The sequence below is a fragment of the Aliiroseovarius sp. F20344 genome (assembly GCF_023016155.1).
Lineage (GTDB): Bacteria > Pseudomonadota > Alphaproteobacteria > Rhodobacterales > Rhodobacteraceae > Aliiroseovarius.
This window is the reverse complement of sequence record NZ_JALKBG010000003.1, coordinates 13233-31194: the sequence shown is the minus strand read 5'-3', so window position 1 is coordinate 31194 and position 17962 is coordinate 13233. Positions and strand designations below refer to the sequence as shown.

The following is a 17962-nucleotide window of genomic DNA, read 5'->3' as shown; positions in this document are numbered from 1 at the left end:
CACTTTTCCAAACGGAACTAGTTTAGGAACACGGATATGACTCAGACAGCTGACAAGCTTCGGCTTGGCGTGAACATTGACCACGTGGCGACTGTGCGCAACGCACGTGGGTCAGCTTATCCTGATCCGGTGCGTTCGGCCGAGCTGGCGCAAGAGGCCGGCGCAGATGGCATTACAGCACATCTGCGCGAAGACCGCCGCCATATTCGCGACGAAGACATCGATGGCCTGATGGCCGCCTTGACGGTGCCTTTGAACTTTGAATGTGCCGCAACTGATGAAATGCAGGCGATTGCGCTACGCTACAAACCCCATGCGGTCTGCCTCGTGCCCGAAAAGCGCGAGGAACTGACGACTGAGGGGGGGTTGGACGTTGCACGCAATGACAATCGTTTGGGGGACTATATCGTACCGCTGCGGGACGCTGGGTGCCGTGTGTCCATGTTCATTGATGCAGATGCCGATCAGATCAAGGCCTCGGCCCAGATTGGGGCTGCAGTTGTCGAGCTACACACTGGGGCCTATTGCGATTTCCACGCAGAAGGCGAGTTCGAAAAACGTGACGCAGAACTAGAACGCTTGCGTGAAGGCGCGGCGTTTGCGCATTCACTGGGTCTTGAAGTTCACGCGGGCCACGGCCTGACATATGACACGGTGGCGCCCATCGCGGCCATGCCAGAAGTGGTTGAATTGAACATCGGCCATTTCCTAATTGGCGAATCCATTTTTCGCGGATTGCCCGATGCCATCGCCGAAATGCGCCGCCTGATGGATGAGGCGCGGGGATGAGTGGGTTCGAGCTTGCCATCGTATGGGTCGGATGGGTCTTGGCCGGAGCCTCGCCCGGGCCAGCGACGCTGGGTATTGCAGCGACCTCGATGTCAGAAGGACGGCAACAAGGTGTTGCATTTGCTTTGGGCATCCTAGCTGGCGGCGCTTTCTGGGGAATTACAGCGGCTCTCGGGATGGGAGCGCTGATGCTGTCTTATGGTTGGCTGTTCGCAACCATTAAATATGCAGGCGCTGCCTATCTGCTGTATCTTGCAATCAGGTCCCTGAGGTCCGCATTTACTGTGAATACTATTGATGAAGGTGCCGTCGCCAAAGGATCGCGAGTAGCTGCTTTCAAAAAGGGTGCTCTGGTACATTTGACCAACCCCAAAGCGATTTTGTCGTGGGGGGCGGTTTTCTCAATCATCCTGCCTCCGTCCGCACCGGGAGCGCATATCGCTGGCATGTTTGCCTTTCTTTATACCGGGGGCATTCTGGTTTTCATTGGATACGCATATCTGTTCTCTACCCCAAAAGCTGTCTCGATATACCGTGATGCACGGCGTTGGTTTGAGCTCGCGTTCGCAGCTCTGTTTGGAGCGGCAAGTTTGAAAATACTAACGGTGCGTACCGAATGATCCTTGGCATCGGTACAGACCTTGCGAATATCGAACGGATTCAGGGTACTCTGGAACGCTTCGGCGATCGTTTCCGCAATCGTGTCTTTACCGAACGCGAATTGGCCAAAGCCGCGCGTCGCAAAGATGAAGCTGGAACGCTTGCCAAGCGTTGGGCGGCGAAAGAGGCGTGTTCCAAAGCGCTTGGAACTGGGCTTGCCATGGGGATCAGCTGGCGCGACATGGCGGTTTCAAACCTGCGTTCAGGCCAACCTGTGATGGAGGTGACAGGCTGGGCCAAGGAACGTTTGGACGAGATGACGCCAGACGGGCACGAGGCCGTGATTCACGTCACCCTAACGGATGATCACCCTTGGGCGCAGGCATTTGTGGTGATTGAGGCGCGACCCGCTTAAAACCCCGGCCAAAGCCGCCTAATCGGCGGGCGAAACTTGACTCCTGCCCCCCATCCGCCCATATCGCCCACAACAGATTTCGGCCCCTGTGGCCTGACAGATAAAAGGCAGCTACATGACCGAGAAGCAGAAAGATGGCCTGTGGGAGAACGTTAAGACGATCTTCTGGGCGCTGATCATCGCCGGAATCTTCCGCACGCTGTTTTTTCAACCATTCTGGATCCCCTCGGGGTCGATGAAAGATACCCTGCTGATTGGCGACTTTCTGTTCGTGAACAAAATGGCCTATGGCTATTCCAAGCATTCCTGCCCGTTCTCAAGCTGCCCGATCTCGGGACGCATTTTCGCCGGAGAGCCTGAGCGCGGCGATGTGGTGGTGTTCCGCCATCCGACGCTAAATGTCGATTACGTTAAGCGCGTTATTGGTTTGCCGGGTGACAAGGTCCAAGTGAAAAACGGGGTTGTGTTCGTGAATGGGGAAGAAGCGGTTCAAACACCTGACGGAACTTTCTCGGAGTTGAAGCAGCCCCAGGGGCGATTTGGCAATTATCCACAGTGTCACAATTCCCCGGTTGGCGACGGGGCTGAATGCCTAAAAGAAAAGTCTATCGAAACATTGCCCGGTGGCGTAGAACACTCGGTTCTCAACATCAGAGATCAGTCTTCAGACAACACGAACGTCAGCACTGTGCCAGAAGGACATTATTTCTTTATGGGCGATAACCGGGACAATTCGGTGGACAGCCGAGTTCACCGAAATCGAGGCGGCGTAGGCTTCGTGCCCGCTGAATACCTTCTGGGCCGTGCGGATCGCGTGATGTTTTCGTCTGCCGGCAAAAGATTGGTATATTTCTGGACGTGGCGTTCAGACCGCTTCTTCAAGGAAATCGAGTGAAGCTCTCGGCGGATCTTCAAGCCTTCGCGGCGCGTATCGGGCATGAGTTTTCGAAACCCGACCTGTTGATCCGCGCCCTCACACATGGGTCGATTTCATCGGTCACGCGGCCTGACAACCAACGGCTGGAGTTTCTTGGTGACCGGGTGCTTGGACTGGTTATGTCCGAGAAGCTTTTGGCAGATGATCCAAATGCGCCCGAAGGAACGCTTGCCCCGCGCTACAATGCATTGGTGCGGAAGGAAACCTGTGCAGACGTTGCCCGTCAGGTTGATCTGGGCGATGTGCTGAAACTGGGCCGGTCTGAAATGAAGACCGGCGGGCGGCGCAAGCTGGCGCTGCTTGGGGATGCAATGGAAGCCGTCATCGCTGCGGTCTATCTTGATGGTGGGCTGGATCCTGCCCGCGATATGATCCTTCGCCTCTGGGGTGACCGCATTCACAAGGTTGAAGCAGATGCGCGTGATGCAAAAACCGCGCTTCAGGAATGGGCGCAAGCACGCAAGATGTCGGTGCCGAAATATGTTGAAACTGGGCGCGAAGGCCCGGACCACGCGCCAATGTTCACCATTGAGGTGCAGCTGGCTGATGGGAAATCTGCCACGGCGCAAGCCAATTCGAAACGTGCCGCCGAACAGGCTGCCGCAAAGGCGCTTTTGGCGCAGGTTGAAGGATAAAAAACATGTCAGATGCTCAGACACGCGCGGGATTTGTCGCCCTGATCGGCGAACCCAATGCGGGCAAGTCGACGCTGACCAATCACATGGTTGGGGCCAAGGTCTCGATCGTGACGCATAAGGTTCAAACGACCCGCGCACGCATCCGTGGCGTGGCAATCGAAGGCGATGCACAGATCGTGTTTGTGGACACGCCGGGGCTGTTTCAACCACGTCGCCGGTTGGACCGCGCCATGGTGGCCGCCGCTTGGGGCGGGGCATCTGATGCGGATGTCATCGTCCTGTTGGTTGAAGCGCATCGCGGTGTTACCGACGGCGTGAAGCGTATCCTTGAAGGTTTGGAAGAGATCGGGAAGGGCCGCACCGTGGCGCTTGCGATCAACAAGATCGATAGGGTGCAATCAGAGGCTCTGTTGGCGCTGGCGAAAGACCTGAACGAGCGGTACAATTTTTCTGAGACATTTATGATCTCGGCCGAAAAAGGTCATGGTGTGAAAGACCTTCGCACATGGCTGGCCGATCACTTGCCGGAAGGCCCGTGGCTCTACCCGGAAGACCAGATCGCCGACCTGCCCATGCGCATGATTGCAGCCGAGATGACACGCGAGAAACTGACCCTGCGCCTACATCAGGAACTGCCCTATCAGCTGACGGTTGAGACCGAAAACTGGGAAGAGCGCAAAGATGGATCGGCCCGCGTCGACCAGATCATCTATGTCGCCCGCGATGGCCACAAAGGCATCATTCTGGGAAAGAAGGGCGAGACGATCAAAGCCGTCAGTCAATCCGCCCGTGCCGAGCTAGAAGAGTTTATGGGCCGCAAGATCCATCTGTTTTTGCAGGTGAAGGTTCGTCCCAACTGGCTTGAAGAAAAAGAGCGCTACTCGGAAATGGGGCTAGATTTCCGCGACGGGAATAAGTGATGCGCCTGACCGCGGATGTCTGGGTCTCGGCCTATCTGACGCGTTTGCGTTTGCAAGATATCCCGGCCTTCATCACCCAAAAGGGCGACGCGACTGCCGGGGCCGTTTTGGTCAAGATGAACACCCTCGACGGGCAGGCGGTGGCTTATCAGCGCAGCTTTGACCTAATGACGGGCGAGCGCTGTTGGATGGTACTGTCTGAGGGGGACGAGGCTGACGTCGATGCCGCCCTTACCCGGCAAAAGGGCTTTGATCCTGACCTTTGGGTGATTGAAGTCGAGGACCGCGGAGGCCGCCATTTGCTGGATGAACCGGGCCTTTCCGACTGACCCTACTGCGTCTATGGTCCTTTCAGGAGGATGAGCGATGGATTGGCGGGATCAAGGGGCGCTTTTGTCCGTGCGCAAACACGGCGAAACCTCCGCCATCATTGAGGTGTTCACCAAAGAACACGGGCGTCACGCGGGTGTCGTGCGTGGGGGTGTTAGTCGCAAGATTGCTCCGATCCTACAGCCTGGCGCTCAGCTCGATGTTGCATGGCGCGCGCGTCTTGAAGAGCATATTGGCAGCTACACTGTGGAACCTTTGCGCAGTCGCGCCTTGGTCATGTCTGACCGCACAGCGTTGGCCGGGTTGAATGCGATCACCGCCCTTCTGGGCTTTGCTCTGCCCGAGCGTGAACCCCACCCCGTCCTATACGAACGCACCCAATCCATGCTGGATCTTCTTGGCGTGAACGAAGCGTGGCCCACGGCCTATTTAAAATGGGAACTGGCGTTGCTGGAGGAACTGGGGTTTGGGCTGGACTTGTCCGAATGCGCAGTCACTGGGGGTCGGGATGAATTGGCGTATGTCTCACCCAACACTGGCCGCGCTGTGTCCGCAGAAGGGGCAGGGGAATGGGCAGACAAGCTTTTGCCGTTACCGCCAGAGCTCTTAGGGGCTGGGGATGGTACACTCACGAATGTGCTGGATGGTTTGACAACAACAGGTCACTTCCTGACACACGGGGTGGCGCACGCCTTGGGAGACAGGCCTTTGCCAGAAGCGCGCGCGCGCTTTCTGGACCGCCTAAAACGCGACTCGATCAAGGAAGAGCGGACGTAAACACCATCTCACTCCCTGCCTCGCTGGACAGGATCAGCGTGTTGCCCGAGACCTCGGAAATTTGCATCTGACTTAGGGCTTCGAAGAAAGCGCTCTCAGCCTCAAGATCGGAGCACGCCATCTTTGTCGATGCGATTGGACCCGTTTCAAACCAAGGATAGGGGGCTTTTTGAGCCGTCGAAAAGCTGTTGCAGGGCGCTTTCCCGGCGATGCGGCCTTTTTCTGGAAAGGTGATCGTGGCGCGGGCGGGAAACGTATCCCCATCAAGCTCGACCAGCCGCCATTCTGCATCCGCGTCGGCATATCCCGATATGGTTTCGTCCTTGCAACCCATTAGGGTAGCGGTCGCTGCAATGAATAGAAGTAATCTCATGCGTTTCAAAATGGGGGCAAACCCGGATGTTTTCCAGTCTTAGGCATCACGCAGGGCCAAAAGGGCGGCCAAAAGTGTACTCATCGCGCTTTGATTGTCTGCTCCATCTTTGGCCGACAAGGTGCCCATGCCGATATAGGCCCCGTAAATCATGCGCGTAAAATCGGGATTGGTCAGGCCCAGATCGGACAGAATGCCCGAGAGATACTCCATGCGCTTACGGTCGACACGCTCTACGGCATTCGCTACCGTATGGTTGCTTTGCGCCCATGCGCGAATAGCAGGTTCTACCGCGTCGCCGCCATGTTCTTCATCGGTCGAAGTCGAGATATCACCAAGCATGTAAAGCCTGCGGACTGGATCGGTCTCGGCGTCTAGGAAGTGCGTGATGTCATCAACGGCTCTCTCCTCCCACAGGATAAGCATGGCTTCGTGAAATGCGGGTACATCTTTGAAATGCCAATAAAAAGACCCCTTAGTTGCGCCAACTTCGCGCGCAAGGGGTTCTGCCTTTAAGGCTTGTGGACCGGATCGGGCAAGGGCACGAAACCCGGCAAGGATCCAGCTTTCTGCGCTTAGTTTTTCTTTTGAATTCGCCACTGTTCAAGCTCCATACGCAAGCGTATTGACAACTTAGCAACGACATGCACCATACGCAAGCGTATGTATGTAAGGGAAGGCTGAAATGCAAACGATTCTACTAATTCTCACCTATGCGATATTGATTGGAGCTGCGGGCGTACATGTGCTGTGGGCCTTGGGGGTCTGGTGGCCTGTCCGGGATGAAGCAGCGCTTGCGCGCACAGTGGTTGGCGCGCCGGGGATTACAAGAATGCCGCCGGGCTGGGCATCAGGATTGGTTGCCTTTGCTTTGCTAAATGCTGCGTTGATTTTGTACGGCATCAGCAACGGGTCAGCCATGGCACCAATCTGGCTGCTGAACCTAATGGGTTGGGGATTGGTGGCCGTTTTCGGCCTGCGCGGACTAGTCAGCTATGTACTTCCGTCACTTGGCGTTCGCATGGAAGAGCCGTTTGCACGGCTCAACCTGATTTTCTACAGCCCACTTTGCCTAATTCTGGCCTTGGGTTTCTGGTCTGCGCTTTAGCCCAAAAGGCGTCGTGCGATGACTTGGGCCTGAATTTCTGCAGCACCTTCGAAGATGTTCAGGATACGCGCGTCACACAATACGCGGCTGATTTGGTACTCCAGCGCGAAGCCGTTGCCGCCATGGATCTGAAGCGCGTTGTCCGCACAGGCCCATGCGATACGCGCGCCCAGAAGCTTGGCCATACCAGCTTCAAGGTCACAGCGATGGCCGTGGTCCTTTTCCCAAGCCGAGAAATAGGTCAGCTGACGTGCGACCATGATTTCGACCGCCATCATGGCAAGCTTGTTGGCCACGCGAGGGAAGTTGATCAGCGATTTGCCGAACTGTTTGCGGTCTTCGGCATATTGCATGCCGATTTCCAGCGCGTTCTGAGCCACACCGATCGCACGGGCGGCGGTTTGAATGCGGGCTGCTTCGAAGGTTTTCATCAGCTGCTTGAAGCCCTGACCTTCAACGCCACCCAAAAGGTTCTCACCCTTCACCTTGAAGCCGTCAAAGCCCAGCTCGAATTCCTTCATACCGCGATAGCCCAGAACCTCGATCTCGCCGCCGGTCATACCTTCGGTCGGGAATGGGTTTTCGTCGTCGCCGGGGGTTTTCTCGGCCAGGAACATCGACAGACCGCGGTGGTCTTTGCTGTCTGGGTCGGTGCGCGCCAGCAGCGTCATTACGTGGGTCCGCGCTGCGTGGGTGATCCAGGTCTTGTTGCCAGTCACTTCATAGTCGCCATCAGAATTCTTGACTGCGCGAGTGCGCAGTGAACCAAGGTCCGAGCCAGTGTTGGGTTCAGTGAACACGGCGGTCGGCAGGATTTCTGCGCTGGCCAGCTTGGGCAGCCAGTGTTGCTTTTGTTCCTCGGTACCGCCGGCCTCGACCAGTTCGGCGGCGATTTCCGAGCGGGTGCCCAACGAGCCCACACCGATATAGCCGCGCGACAGCTCTTCCGAGACCACAACCATCGAGGCTTTCGACAGGCCCAGCCCGCCGTATTCCTCGGGGATGGTCAGGCCGAAGACGCCCATCTCGGCCAGCTCTTCCAGAATTTCCAGCGGGATGTATTCGTCCTTCAGGTGCCACTCATGGGCGTTCGGGACAACGCGTTCATCCGCGTAACGACGGAACTGTTCGCGGATCATCTCAAGTTCTTCATCCAGCCCGGTCGCGCCGAAGGTCGCGTGGCCTGCATTGTCTTGCATCAGTTCGACCAGACGGGTGCGGGCAGCTTGATTGTTGCCCTCTGCCACCAACGTGTTGATCGCGTCGGTGTCCAGTGTCGCGCCATCAACGCCCATATCAGCCAGACGCGCCATTTCGTTCTGGCTCATCATCATGCCGCCCTTCATCTGGGCAAGATATTCACCAAAGGCAATCTGCAGGATCAGCTTTTCCATCTCGCCTAAGCGACCATCGTCGTTAAGGCGGCTGGCCCAAGCGTTCATCTGGCGCAGGCTTTCGGCATAGGTGGCAAGCCAAGCCAGAGCGTGCGCCGCGGCTTGGTGTTCTTCCAGCTTGGCACCAGAAACACGGTCGCCATCCGAAACAAGTGCCCGGACATTTTCCTTTGCGGCCTCAAATGTAGCTTCAACCGGGGCAACGGCCGCACCGGTCAGGTCAAGAAGGTTGTCGATCAGGGCGCTGGTCATGGAAAACTCCTGTCACACACGGCCGGGATTCGGCTGCTTATTTTGCGTCTGCAGAGAAATAATCCTTTTGCAGTTGCAGCGCAATAAAAATACAACAATGGACTTCAAATCGAACGAAAGTGACGTTGCGATTTGTTGGGTGCGTCTCAAATACCGCTCTTGTAAAAGAGAGATGTAACAGGAGAAACGCTTTGGGCATACTTGCCGATCTACCCATCTTGACGCTGGTACTTGCATTCAGCGTGACCCTTTTCGGAGGGTTCGTGAAGGGGGTCGTTGGATTTGGAATGCCGTTGATCATGATATCCGGTCTGGCAACGGTCTTGTCTGCCGAGGTTGCGTTGGCGGCACTTATCCTACCGACAGTTCTTAGCAATGGGATGCAAGCGATCCGTCAGGGCACAAGCGCTGTTTGGCACGCCGTCACGAGATTTCGCCTGTTCCTTGTTGTCCTTGTCGTCATGCTTGCTTTAAGCGCGCAGATTGTAAGCTTTGTCCCGACGAATTTGATGTTCATCGCAATCGGGATTTCGGTGGTAGCGTTCTGTTTGATGCAACTTGCCGGCTGGATCCCACGCCTCAAACCTGAAAACCGTGCTCGTGACGAGGGTATCGCAGCAGCGCTGGCAGGGTTCGTTGGTGGCTTTTCGGGGATATGGGGGCCGCCGACGGTGGCTTACCTGACAGCGATTGAGACACCGAAGGCCGAGCAAATGCGCGCGCAAGGGGTGGTCTATGGCATTGGGGCCGTTGTGCTATTTGCAGCGCATATCAAATCCGGCGTCGTGAATCCTTATACAGTCCCATTGTCCCTTGCGATGCTCTTACCAGCCTTCTTAGGCATGATGCTTGGGGGGCGATTGCACGACCAGATGCCGCAGAAATTGTTCAAGCGGGCGACTTTGATTGTGCTGACCATCGCGGGACTGAATCTGATCCGCAAGGGCCTGATCGGCTAGGCGATCAGCGCAGGCCAAACCTTGGCGTTCTCGTGTCGGAAAACGTCAACATGCCCAACTTTTCTCAACCCAAACTGCTGTGGTGTGAGTGCAAGATGCTCTGTATCATTGCCGGGATAAAGCTCTGTCATGCGCTCCACTGCAACCGGCGGAACTGATGTGTCATCTGACATCGACACCGTGCGAACAGGACATGAAAACGCGGCCAGCGGGGCGGCTGGGATCAAGGGGTCCTTTGCAGGGTATCCGCGTGTCGTGCACCAGCGTTTCCATTGTTTGAAAACCGGGCCGGGAATATCTGTGCCCAGGCCCGAGAATTGCTTGGGCACATATCCAAAGGTTGCCGTGGAAAGAGGGCCTACCGCAAACCACAACGCGCGCACCGTGGCTTGAAAGGGCCATGGATGATCCGTGGTGTGGACGGGGCCTGTGCAAACGGTGATTACCCGCGCAATGTCCTTAGTTCGTTCTTGCCGCGCCAGCATAAGCCCACCTAAAGAGTGGCCCATCAGCCAAAGAGGCAAGCCCTTCGCCCGAGTTTCCAGCCAATTACGTGCCGCTTGGGTGTCGTGCAGCCCCCAATCCAGCATCGAAGCTGTTACATCCCGAACCGGGCCGCGCGACGAAGCGCCGAAATCGCGGTAATCGTAGGTTAAACAGGACACGCCCTGTGTCTCGGCCAACCACGCGGCAAAGTGGCGATAGAATCTGTGCGGTACTCCGGTAGCACCGTTCAAGACAGCAAATGCGCGCGGTTGCGTTGCTGCGAAGAAGCTGCCGGTTAATGGCGCGGGGCCGGGTATGGTGACGGTTTCAACCATAGAGACATGCAAGCGCAAACTTGACGTGCGCGTAAAGCATGACCGCGCGTCAGCCAAAACGAAAACGCCCCAGCCTTGGCCAGGGCGTTTGTAAGCTAAAGAGCCGTATTCTTAGCCGATAGCGACAGCTTTCACGTCGTCATCAATGTCGCCTTCGTATTGAACGAAGTTGTCCGAGAACATCTTGACCAGCTTGGCGGCTTGGGCGTCATAGGCTGCGGTGTCCTGCCAGGTGCGGCGCGGGTCAAGCAGCAGATCGGCTACGCCTTCTACCTTCACCGGAACCTCGAAGCCGAAGTTTTCATCCTTGCGGAATTTTGCTTCAGCCAGAGAGCCATCCAGAGCAGCGGTCAGCAGGGCGCGCGTTGCACGGATTGGCATCCGCGAACCTGTGCCGTAAGCGCCGCCAGTCCAACCGGTGTTCACCAGCCAGCAGGTAGCACCGTGCTTTGCGATCTTGTCACGCAGCAACGCACCATACTCGGCCGGGCGGCGCGGCATGAAGGGCGCACCAAAGCAGGTCGAGAAAGTCGGCTCAGGCTCGGTCACACCTTTTTCGGTGCCAGCCACTTTTGAGGTGAAGCCCGACAAGAAGTGATACATCGCCTGCGCAGGTGTCAGGCGCGCGATCGGAGGCAGAACACCAAACGCATCGCAGGTCAGCATGATGATGTTCTTGGGGTGTCCGCCGATGGCGGTGTCCGAAGCGTTGGCAATGTAGTGCAGCGGATAGGCGCAACGCATGTTGGCCGTCAGGCTGTCATCTTCAAAGTCCAGCTCTTTGGTCTCTTCGTCATAGACCATGTTCTCGATCACAGTCGCGAACTTCTGGGTCGTGGCGTAGATTTCGGGCTCGGCTTCAGCTGACAGGTTGATCGTCTTGGCATAGCAGCCGCCTTCGAAGTTGAAGGTGCCGGTGTCTGACCAGCCATGTTCGTCATCACCGATCAGCGTGCGTTCTGGGTCAGCCGACAGAGTGGTCTTACCGGTGCCCGACAGGCCAAAGAAGATGGCAGTGTCGACCGGATTGCCCGTGGCGTGGTTGGCCGAGCAGTGCATCGGCATGATGCCCTTTTCGGGCAGCATGTAGTTCAGAAGCGTAAAGACCGATTTCTTGTTTTCGCCAGCGTATTCAGTGCCGCCGATCAGGATCAGCTTGCGGTCGAAGTTCAGCGCGATCACTGTTTCCGAACGACAGCCATGACGCTTGGCATCGGCCAAGAAGGTCGGGCAGTTGATGATGGTGAACTGCGGGTCAAACTCGTCCAGCTCGTCGCGGTCGGGGCGGCGCAGCAGGTGACGGATGAACAGGTTGTGCCATGCCAGCTCAGACACGACACGTACATCCAAACGGTGCGCAGGATCGGCGCCACCAAAAAGGTCCTGAACGTAATAGTCCTTGCCTTTCATGTGCTCCAGCATGTCTTCGTAGAGAACGTCAAACTTGGCCGGATCCATCGGCGGGTTGTTTTCCCACCAGATGTGTGGCTCGACGCTGGGAGTCTTGACGACAAATTTGTCTTTGGGAGAACGGCCAGTGTGTTTGCCGGTCTCAACCAGGAAGGTGCCGCCTTGTCCAAGCTTGCCTTCGCCGCGGTCCAGTGCGGCTTCGATCAGAGCTGGCTCCATCAGGTTGTAATAGACATTGCCCAGCCCGGTGATGCCTTGATCTTCCAAGCGGCGCGCTGGGTTTACCCGTCCAGTGGTCATTTATATGCTCCTGTCGCCGGTCCGTCTGTTCCCCGGCGTATCTGTTTCACATGAGAGCGCAGAGAAATCCCCGCACGCCAACCCTCATGTGAACGAGGGCCGGTGATCGGCCTATAGCACGACGGTATTCCGATGGAACAGCGCACATTGTCCAGTTAGCGCAACCAAGACCGTGTTTGCGCAATCAAGAGGTTTCGAACCTCTGTCGAAGGCTCGCTATAATCATGTAGAATTCTGGCTTGTGGCGTAAGAAAGCTGCGATGGTGGGGTGCGATTCGTAATTCTCAGTTGATTCGTCGCGGAGAACGCGAGAATATGTTAATAGAATTCGCGAAGTAATATCGCGCGAGCAGTGCGGGGAACTTTCAAAATGTCCAGGATTGCCTTGGTAGATGATGACAGGAACATCCTGACATCAGTATCCATCACCCTCGAAGCAGAAGGCTTTGAGGTTGAAACTTATAATGATGGCCAAAGTGCGCTTGATGCTTTTTCCAAGCGACTACCAGATTTGGCTGTGTTCGACATCAAGATGCCGCGCATGGACGGAATGGATTTGTTGCAGCGCGTTCGGCAAAAGACGTCGACGTTGCCGGTCATTTTCCTGACCTCTAAAGATGACGAAATTGACGAAGTTCTGGGTTTGCGAATGGGGGCGGATGACTACGTCACCAAGCCATTTAGCCAGCGCCTTTTGGTCGAACGCATCCGCGCCTTGTTGCGCCGCAATGAAGTTATTGCGAACGACGATGCCGGCGAAGTCGAAGAAGGCCGCGTATTGGAACGGGGCGAGCTGCGCATGGACCCCTTGCGTCACGCTGTTTCTTGGAAGGGTAACGACGTTTCACTGACAGTGACCGAGTTCCTTCTTTTACAGGCCTTGGCCCAGCGGCCCGGATTCGTAAAAAGCCGCGATCAATTGATGGATGTGGCGTATGATGATCAGGTCTATGTTGATGATCGAACCATCGACAGTCACATCAAGCGCCTTCGCAAGAAAATGCGTACGGCAGATGGGGAATTCTCAGCGATCGAAACGCTTTATGGTATTGGATACCGATACAACGAGGAATGACGCGAGTTTAATGCGTCACGCAGGAAGTAAGAGCGTTTGAGGGCCAGTAAGAAAAAAGCATCGGAAAGCGATGTCGTCCTTGGGGAAGACTGGATGTCTCCTCAGGATGATTTTGATACCGCTTTGCACGATACCCGGGCAAAGCGCGGATTCATTTCAATCAACAGATCGCCACTTGCGCGCAAAATCATCACCTTCAACCTTTTTGGATTGGTGGTTTTGGTGGCAGGTGTTCTGTACCTTAATCCATTTCGAGACAGTCTTTTGTTCCAGCGCGAACGCGGATTGGTGGTCGAAGCCGAATTGATAGCCGATGTTTTTGAGGCACAGCTTGCACAAGCGGAAGAGTCCGCCCGCATCGTTGAAGAGACACTGTCGGAAGCATCAGATAGTGTGTCGCCCAGTGACGTGGCGGCAGAGCAAGAAACAATCGAGACTCTGGAAACAGATCTGGTTGAATCTGCCCCCTCAGAATTTGCCAATACACTTTCGAACCTTCACCTTCCCGTGGGGCTGGAAGTCTTTGTTTTTGATGAGAAAGAAGTTCTGCTGGCCACTTCGGTTGGGCGTGATCGGGGGGAGACCACGCCGGTGGACGGTCTTCAACGGGATGTTGGTTCGACGGTGATCACGGACATGCTCAACTCGGTCTGGGAGTCCGTGTCAGGTTTCGCCAACACAGGTCTTGGAAAAGACCAACCGCTTGATACGGAAAGCATGGCTCGAAGCCTCTATTTCCGCGCTATGCTTGGCGCAACACAGGTTGCCAATGGTGTGGACCCAGACGGCGGAACCGTTTTCACAGTTGCGACTCCCATTTTACTTGATGGTGCGCCGAAAGGTGTGGTCGCAATTACCAGTGCGGCAGGTGAGCTTGATCTTCTTGTACGTGCGGAACGCGAACAGCTGTTGCAGATGTTTGTAATTGCCATTTTGGTGTCCATCGGGCTGAGCTTGGTGTTGGCATCTACGATTGCTAACCCGTTGTCTGATCTGGCGAGAGCGGCTGAACTGAGTGGCGAGAATGACCCACGCAATGTGAAAACGAGGCGCGTCCGTATTCCTGATCTGACAGGACGCCCGGACGAAATCGGCAGGCTTTCCGGTGCATTACGTGGTATGGTGACAGCCTTGTATGATCGCATTGACGCCAATGAACAATTTGCTGCTGACGTCGCGCACGAAATCAAGAACCCTCTTGCCAGTTTGCGGTCTGCGGTGGGAACGTTGCGTTTGGCCAACAAAGAAGAGCAGCGCGAACGACTGTTGGATGTGATCGAACACGACACCCGCAGGCTTGATCGCTTGGTCAGTGATATTTCGAATGCCTCACGTCTGGACAGTGAACTGGTTCGCGAGGACGAAGAAGAATTCGATCTGTTGAAGATGCTGCGTAGCCTGTCTGACTATCTGGGCGGCGAGGCGCAGGAAAAGGGTATCGACTTCATTACGGATCTGCCGGACAGCCCAATCATGACAAGTGGACTTGAGGCGCGGCTGGCGCAGGTCTTTGTGAACCTCATAACAAATGCGCTGAGTTTCTGTGAAAGCGGCGACGCCATTCGCGTTTGGGCCCGTCGGCGCGAAAACCGTGTGTTGGTTGTGGTCGAAGATACTGGCCCCGGCATTCCGGATCAGGCGCTTGGAAAGATCTTTAATCGCTTCTATTCCGAACGCCCTCAGAACCAATTTGGCAACAACTCGGGTTTGGGCTTGGCAATCTCAAAGCAAATTGTTGAAGCGCATGGCGGCGTTATCTGGGCCGAAAACATTCGCCCGACCGATGCTGATCTTATGTCAGAGCCTCTGGGCGCACGTTTCGTGGTTGGACTGCCAGTATGAGCGATACCCCAGTCACCGCACGGTATCATGCAACAACCGTTGCGGTTGACGGTGCGGCGGTGATGATCACAGGCCCATCGGGATCTGGAAAATCTGCTTTGGCGCTGGAGCTGATTGGGTTGGGGGCCAGCCTTGTGGCAGACGATCTAAGCCAAATTGAAATTCAGGATGGCGAACCATATGCAGTTGCGCCCCCAGAAATGGCCGGTGTGATTGAGGCGCGTGGTGTTGGGCTGATCAACGTCTCCCACTGCTCCAAAGCCCACCTGCGACTTGTTGTGGACATGGGGCAGATTGAAACGGCGCGGCTTCCGTCTTCACCCGCAGTCACAGATGTTAACGGATGCGCGATCGAGTGTCTGTTTCGCGTGGATGCACCTTATTTTGCAATTGCCATCGTCAATCTGCTACGAAACGGTCGTCGCGCCATACAAAACTGAAGTGGCTATATGCGGTGTGTCTCGAATGGCAACTTAGATCGCCTGTTCCAAAGGAATGACCATGACGGATAAGAAACCCGAGCCAGAACAGAAGATCGTATTGGTCACCGGTCCTTCCGGGGCAGGTCGGACGACGGCCATCAGGGTGCTTGAGGATATCGGGTATGAAGTCATCGACAACCTGCCTCTGTCCCTCATTGAACGGATGCTGTCCGGGCCGACTTTGACACGCCCCTTGGCGCTGGGCGTTGATGTGCGAAACCGCGATTTCTCGACCGAGATGCTGTTGCAGGTGATCGAGGATCTGCGCGAAGACGAAGCGTTTTCTGTTGAAGTTCTGTATCTGGATTGCTCTCGCGACGTGTTGGTGCGTCGATATTCGGAAACCCGCCGGCGCCACCCGCTTGCGCCTGATGAAACGCCCGAACTGGGCATCACTCGAGAGATAGAGCTGCTGGTCCCAATTCGAGGTCGTGCGGATGTGCTGATTGATACCTCGGAACTGTCTCCACATGATCTGAAGGACGAGATCATGCGATGGCTTTCGGTGTCAGGCGCGGAAGAGCTTGCCGTTTCCGTGCATTCGTTTTCCTACAAGCGCGGAGTGCCACGGGGATTGGACATGGTTTTCGACGCTCGCTTTCTTCGCAACCCGCATTGGGAGCCCGCTTTGCGCGCCCTAGACGGCCGCAACGACGAAGTCTCGGACTACGTTGCAGGGGATTCGCGCTTTGATCAGTTCTTCACCCAGGTGCAGAACTTGGTCGAATTCCTGATCCCTGCCTTCGGCGAAGAAGGAAAAGCACACCTTTCGATTGGGTTTGGGTGCACCGGTGGGCAACATAGGTCGGTTGCCCTAGCGGAAAACTTGGCAAAGTCGCTTGCAACTAAGGGGTGGCAGGTGTCAATTAGGCATCGGGAATTAGAACGCCGCGCCGGGACAGCAGCGGCATCAACATCGAGGGTATAGCGTGATCGGTATCGTGATCGTCGCGCATGGCGGGCTTGCAAAAGAATATCTGGCGGCGGTCGAACATGTGGTCGGCAAGCAGCCCGGCATGCGTGCGATCTCGACCGCAGCGGAATGTGACCGCGAGGATAAGCGGTCCGAAATCAGCCAAGCCGCCGACAGCGTCGATCAAGGGGACGGCGTCGTGATTGTCGTCGACATGTTCGGAGGATCACCTGCCAATCTGTCGCTTCCTGCCTGTTGTAAATCCGATCGTAAAATCCTGTATGGTGCCAATCTTCCCATGCTATTGAAGTTGGCCAAAACCCGACATCTCTCAGTTGAAGCATCGACCCAGAAAGCACTGGCTGCGGGCCGTAAGTATATTGACTGCATTGATGTGAGCGAGGATTGAAAACGTATGAGTACGAACCGCGAGCTTGAAATAATCAATGTGAAGGGCCTGCATGCGCGGGCCTCGGCTAAATTTGTCGATACTGTTGAAAATCATGATGCCCGTGCGCGCGTGTCCAAGGACGGGTTGGATGCAGATGGGGATTCGATTATGGGACTCCTGATGCTTGCTGCGTCGCAAGGAACAAGCATCAAGGTAGAGACTTCTGGGCCACAAGCTGTAGAGTTGATGAATGCGCTCGAAGCGCTGGTTGCCGACAAGTTCGGCGAAGGTATGTAAGCTGGCTCAAGGCTAGAGGTAAGTTCAACGTGACGCATGAAGCGGAAAACCAAATGGCAGAGGCCAATTCTAACGTTGCGGTCCCTCAGCACTATGACCGCCGTAGCCTGACCTATGCCAACTCGTTTAACAATCCGCTCCAGGGATTGATCATTCGCAGTGTCGAATGGGGGACCGGGAAGATCTCGATCCTGCGCATGGTGCGTAATCTTGAACGCCGCGGAGCGCCCAAAGGGCAGGCATTCTGGGGTGCCTGTCTTGATGTGATGGGCGTGAATATCCAAACGCCGGATGATCAGCTGAACAATATTCCAGCCGAAGGACCGGTTGTTGCGGTTGCAAACCATCCGCATGGGTTGACTGATGGCATGGTTCTGGCCGAACTGATTGGCCGCCGCCGAGAGGATTATCGCATTTTGACCCGCTCCATTCTGGACGGATTGGACGAGGTTGCGTCGTCTTACATGATCCCCGTTCCATTCCCACATGACCCTGATGCTCAGGAAAAGATGGTCGAGATGCGGGCGCAAGCGATGGCGCATCTGAAGCAGGGTGGCCTGATAACATTGTTCCCGTCGGGCGTTGTGGCATCCTCAGACAGTCTGATGGGCCCCGCGATCGAACGTGAATGGAACGTGTTTACAGCACAGCTTATTCGGCGCTCGGGCGCGCGGGTCGTGCCGATCTTTTTTCCCGGCGCGAACTCCCGTTGGTATCAGATTGCCAATCGCCTATCTGCCACCATGCGTCAGGCGCTTTTGCTGCATGAGATTGTCAAAAGCTGTAACCGAGACCATTCGCCTGTCGTCGGTAAAGAACTGACAGAGGAACAATTGGCAACAGTGAAATCAGATCCGCGCGGGTTCATGGCTTGGCTTCGCGAGCACACACTGGAGCTGTCAGGCAAGTAAAGAAAAGGCCCGAACGGGGCCTTTCGTG

Annotated in this window: 22 protein-coding genes; 17 read left to right on the top strand and 5 right to left on the bottom strand. The window is 55.9% G+C overall.

All coding sequences use genetic code 11. From position 1 onward, the window contains the following. Window positions 1–36 precede the first annotated feature (36 nt). The 8 genes from MWU55_RS00690 to recO all read left to right on the top strand — a co-directional run bounded on the left by MWU55_RS00690 (window position 37) and on the right by recO (window position 5406). Window positions 37–789 carry a pyridoxine 5'-phosphate synthase gene (locus MWU55_RS00690; RefSeq protein WP_246933780.1) on the top strand — a complete coding sequence of 251 codons (753 nt, stop codon included), beginning with the start codon at window positions 37–39 and terminating at the stop codon, window positions 787–789. Continuing rightward, a complete protein-coding gene (locus MWU55_RS00685) occupies window positions 786–1409 on the top strand; it encodes a LysE family translocator (protein ID WP_246933779.1) in 624 nt (207 codons plus the stop codon). Before MWU55_RS00690 ends, MWU55_RS00685 begins: the two co-directional genes overlap by 4 nt. Beyond that, the gene (gene acpS, locus MWU55_RS00680; protein WP_246933778.1) at window positions 1406–1804 is read left to right on the top strand and encodes a holo-ACP synthase; all 399 of its coding nucleotides are present in this window, start codon (window positions 1406–1408) and stop codon (window positions 1802–1804) included. The genes MWU55_RS00685 and acpS overlap by 4 nt, the downstream gene beginning before the upstream one ends. Window positions 1805–1919: 115 nt before the next feature. Further along, window positions 1920–2699, top strand: coding sequence for a signal peptidase I (gene lepB, locus MWU55_RS00675; RefSeq protein ID WP_246933777.1), 780 nt, complete (start codon window positions 1920–1922; stop codon window positions 2697–2699). Continuing rightward, window positions 2696–3376 (top strand): ribonuclease III, encoded by a 681-nt coding sequence (gene rnc / locus MWU55_RS00670; RefSeq protein WP_246933776.1) that lies wholly within the window; start codon window positions 2696–2698, stop codon window positions 3374–3376. The genes lepB and rnc overlap by 4 nt, the downstream gene beginning before the upstream one ends. Before the next feature lie 5 nt (window positions 3377–3381). After that, a complete protein-coding gene (era, locus tag MWU55_RS00665; protein ID WP_246933775.1) occupies window positions 3382–4299 on the top strand; it encodes a GTPase Era in 918 nt (305 codons plus the stop codon). Next, window positions 4299–4628 (top strand): DUF1491 family protein, encoded by a 330-nt coding sequence (locus MWU55_RS00660; protein WP_246933774.1) that lies wholly within the window; start codon window positions 4299–4301, stop codon window positions 4626–4628. Before era ends, MWU55_RS00660 begins: the two co-directional genes overlap by 1 nt. Before the next feature lie 37 nt (window positions 4629–4665). Next, window positions 4666–5406: a DNA repair protein RecO gene (recO, locus tag MWU55_RS00655; protein WP_246933773.1), complete on the top strand. Its 741-nt coding sequence runs from the start codon at window positions 4666–4668 to the stop codon at window positions 5404–5406. Here the strand turns inward: recO and MWU55_RS00650 are convergent. Together MWU55_RS00650 and MWU55_RS00645 are read right to left on the bottom strand one after the other, a co-directional pair. Next, the gene (locus MWU55_RS00650; RefSeq protein ID WP_246933772.1) at window positions 5387–5779 is read right to left on the bottom strand and encodes an META domain-containing protein; all 393 of its coding nucleotides are present in this window, start codon (window positions 5777–5779) and stop codon (window positions 5387–5389) included. The two genes, recO and MWU55_RS00650, sit on opposite strands and share 20 nt — an antisense overlap. Before the next feature lie 39 nt (window positions 5780–5818). After that, complete coding sequence (locus MWU55_RS00645) at window positions 5819–6379, bottom strand: TetR/AcrR family transcriptional regulator (protein ID WP_246933771.1); 561 nt, start codon at window positions 6377–6379, stop codon at window positions 5819–5821. Between the two features lie 85 nt (window positions 6380–6464). Between MWU55_RS00645 and MWU55_RS00640 the strand changes: the two genes are divergently transcribed. Beyond that, window positions 6465–6887, top strand: coding sequence for a DUF3995 domain-containing protein (locus tag MWU55_RS00640; protein WP_246933770.1), 423 nt, complete (start codon window positions 6465–6467; stop codon window positions 6885–6887). On the opposite strand, the gene MWU55_RS00635 is transcribed toward MWU55_RS00640, so the two are convergent. Continuing rightward, the gene (locus MWU55_RS00635; RefSeq protein WP_246933769.1) at window positions 6884–8533 is read right to left on the bottom strand and encodes an acyl-CoA dehydrogenase family protein; all 1650 of its coding nucleotides are present in this window, start codon (window positions 8531–8533) and stop codon (window positions 6884–6886) included. The genes MWU55_RS00640 and MWU55_RS00635 overlap by 4 nt on opposite strands. Window positions 8534–8724: 191 nt before the next feature. Between MWU55_RS00635 and MWU55_RS00630 the strand changes: the two genes are divergently transcribed. Continuing rightward, window positions 8725–9492 carry a sulfite exporter TauE/SafE family protein gene (locus MWU55_RS00630; protein ID WP_246933768.1) on the top strand — a complete coding sequence of 256 codons (768 nt, stop codon included), beginning with the start codon at window positions 8725–8727 and terminating at the stop codon, window positions 9490–9492. Here MWU55_RS00630 and MWU55_RS00625 read toward each other — a convergent pair. Both MWU55_RS00625 and MWU55_RS00620 read right to left on the bottom strand, forming a co-directional pair. Then, window positions 9489–10313 (bottom strand): alpha/beta fold hydrolase, encoded by an 825-nt coding sequence (locus MWU55_RS00625; RefSeq protein ID WP_246933767.1) that lies wholly within the window; start codon window positions 10311–10313, stop codon window positions 9489–9491. The genes MWU55_RS00630 and MWU55_RS00625 overlap by 4 nt on opposite strands. 111 nt (window positions 10314–10424) lie before the next feature. Beyond that, entirely contained in the window at window positions 10425–12023 is a 1599-nt protein-coding gene (locus tag MWU55_RS00620; RefSeq protein WP_246933766.1) for a phosphoenolpyruvate carboxykinase, read from the bottom strand. Between the two features lie 370 nt (window positions 12024–12393). Here MWU55_RS00620 and MWU55_RS00615 point away from each other — a divergent pair, with 370 nt between their 5' ends. The 7 genes from MWU55_RS00615 (at window position 12394) to MWU55_RS00585 (ending at window position 17934) form a co-directional block, all read left to right on the top strand. Beyond that, window positions 12394–13098: a response regulator transcription factor gene (locus MWU55_RS00615; protein ID WP_246933765.1), complete on the top strand. Its 705-nt coding sequence runs from the start codon at window positions 12394–12396 to the stop codon at window positions 13096–13098. A gap of 93 nt (window positions 13099–13191) precedes the next feature. Continuing rightward, window positions 13192–14940: a sensor histidine kinase gene (locus MWU55_RS00610; protein ID WP_246933764.1), complete on the top strand. Its 1749-nt coding sequence runs from the start codon at window positions 13192–13194 to the stop codon at window positions 14938–14940. Beyond that, window positions 14937–15380 carry a serine kinase gene (locus tag MWU55_RS00605; protein ID WP_246933763.1) on the top strand — a complete coding sequence of 148 codons (444 nt, stop codon included), beginning with the start codon at window positions 14937–14939 and terminating at the stop codon, window positions 15378–15380. Before MWU55_RS00610 ends, MWU55_RS00605 begins: the two co-directional genes overlap by 4 nt. 61 nt (window positions 15381–15441) lie before the next feature. After that, window positions 15442–16350 (top strand): RNase adapter RapZ, encoded by a 909-nt coding sequence (gene rapZ / locus MWU55_RS00600; RefSeq protein ID WP_246933762.1) that lies wholly within the window; start codon window positions 15442–15444, stop codon window positions 16348–16350. Between the two features lies 1 nt (window position 16351). Further along, the gene (locus MWU55_RS00595) at window positions 16352–16744 is read left to right on the top strand and encodes a PTS fructose transporter subunit IIA (protein ID WP_246933760.1); all 393 of its coding nucleotides are present in this window, start codon (window positions 16352–16354) and stop codon (window positions 16742–16744) included. 6 nt (window positions 16745–16750) lie between these two features. After that, window positions 16751–17023 (top strand): HPr family phosphocarrier protein, encoded by a 273-nt coding sequence (locus MWU55_RS00590; protein WP_246933758.1) that lies wholly within the window; start codon window positions 16751–16753, stop codon window positions 17021–17023. Between the two features lie 53 nt (window positions 17024–17076). Beyond that, the gene (locus MWU55_RS00585; protein WP_246933756.1) at window positions 17077–17934 is read left to right on the top strand and encodes a lysophospholipid acyltransferase family protein; all 858 of its coding nucleotides are present in this window, start codon (window positions 17077–17079) and stop codon (window positions 17932–17934) included. The last annotated feature ends 28 nt before the right edge of the window (window positions 17935–17962 follow it).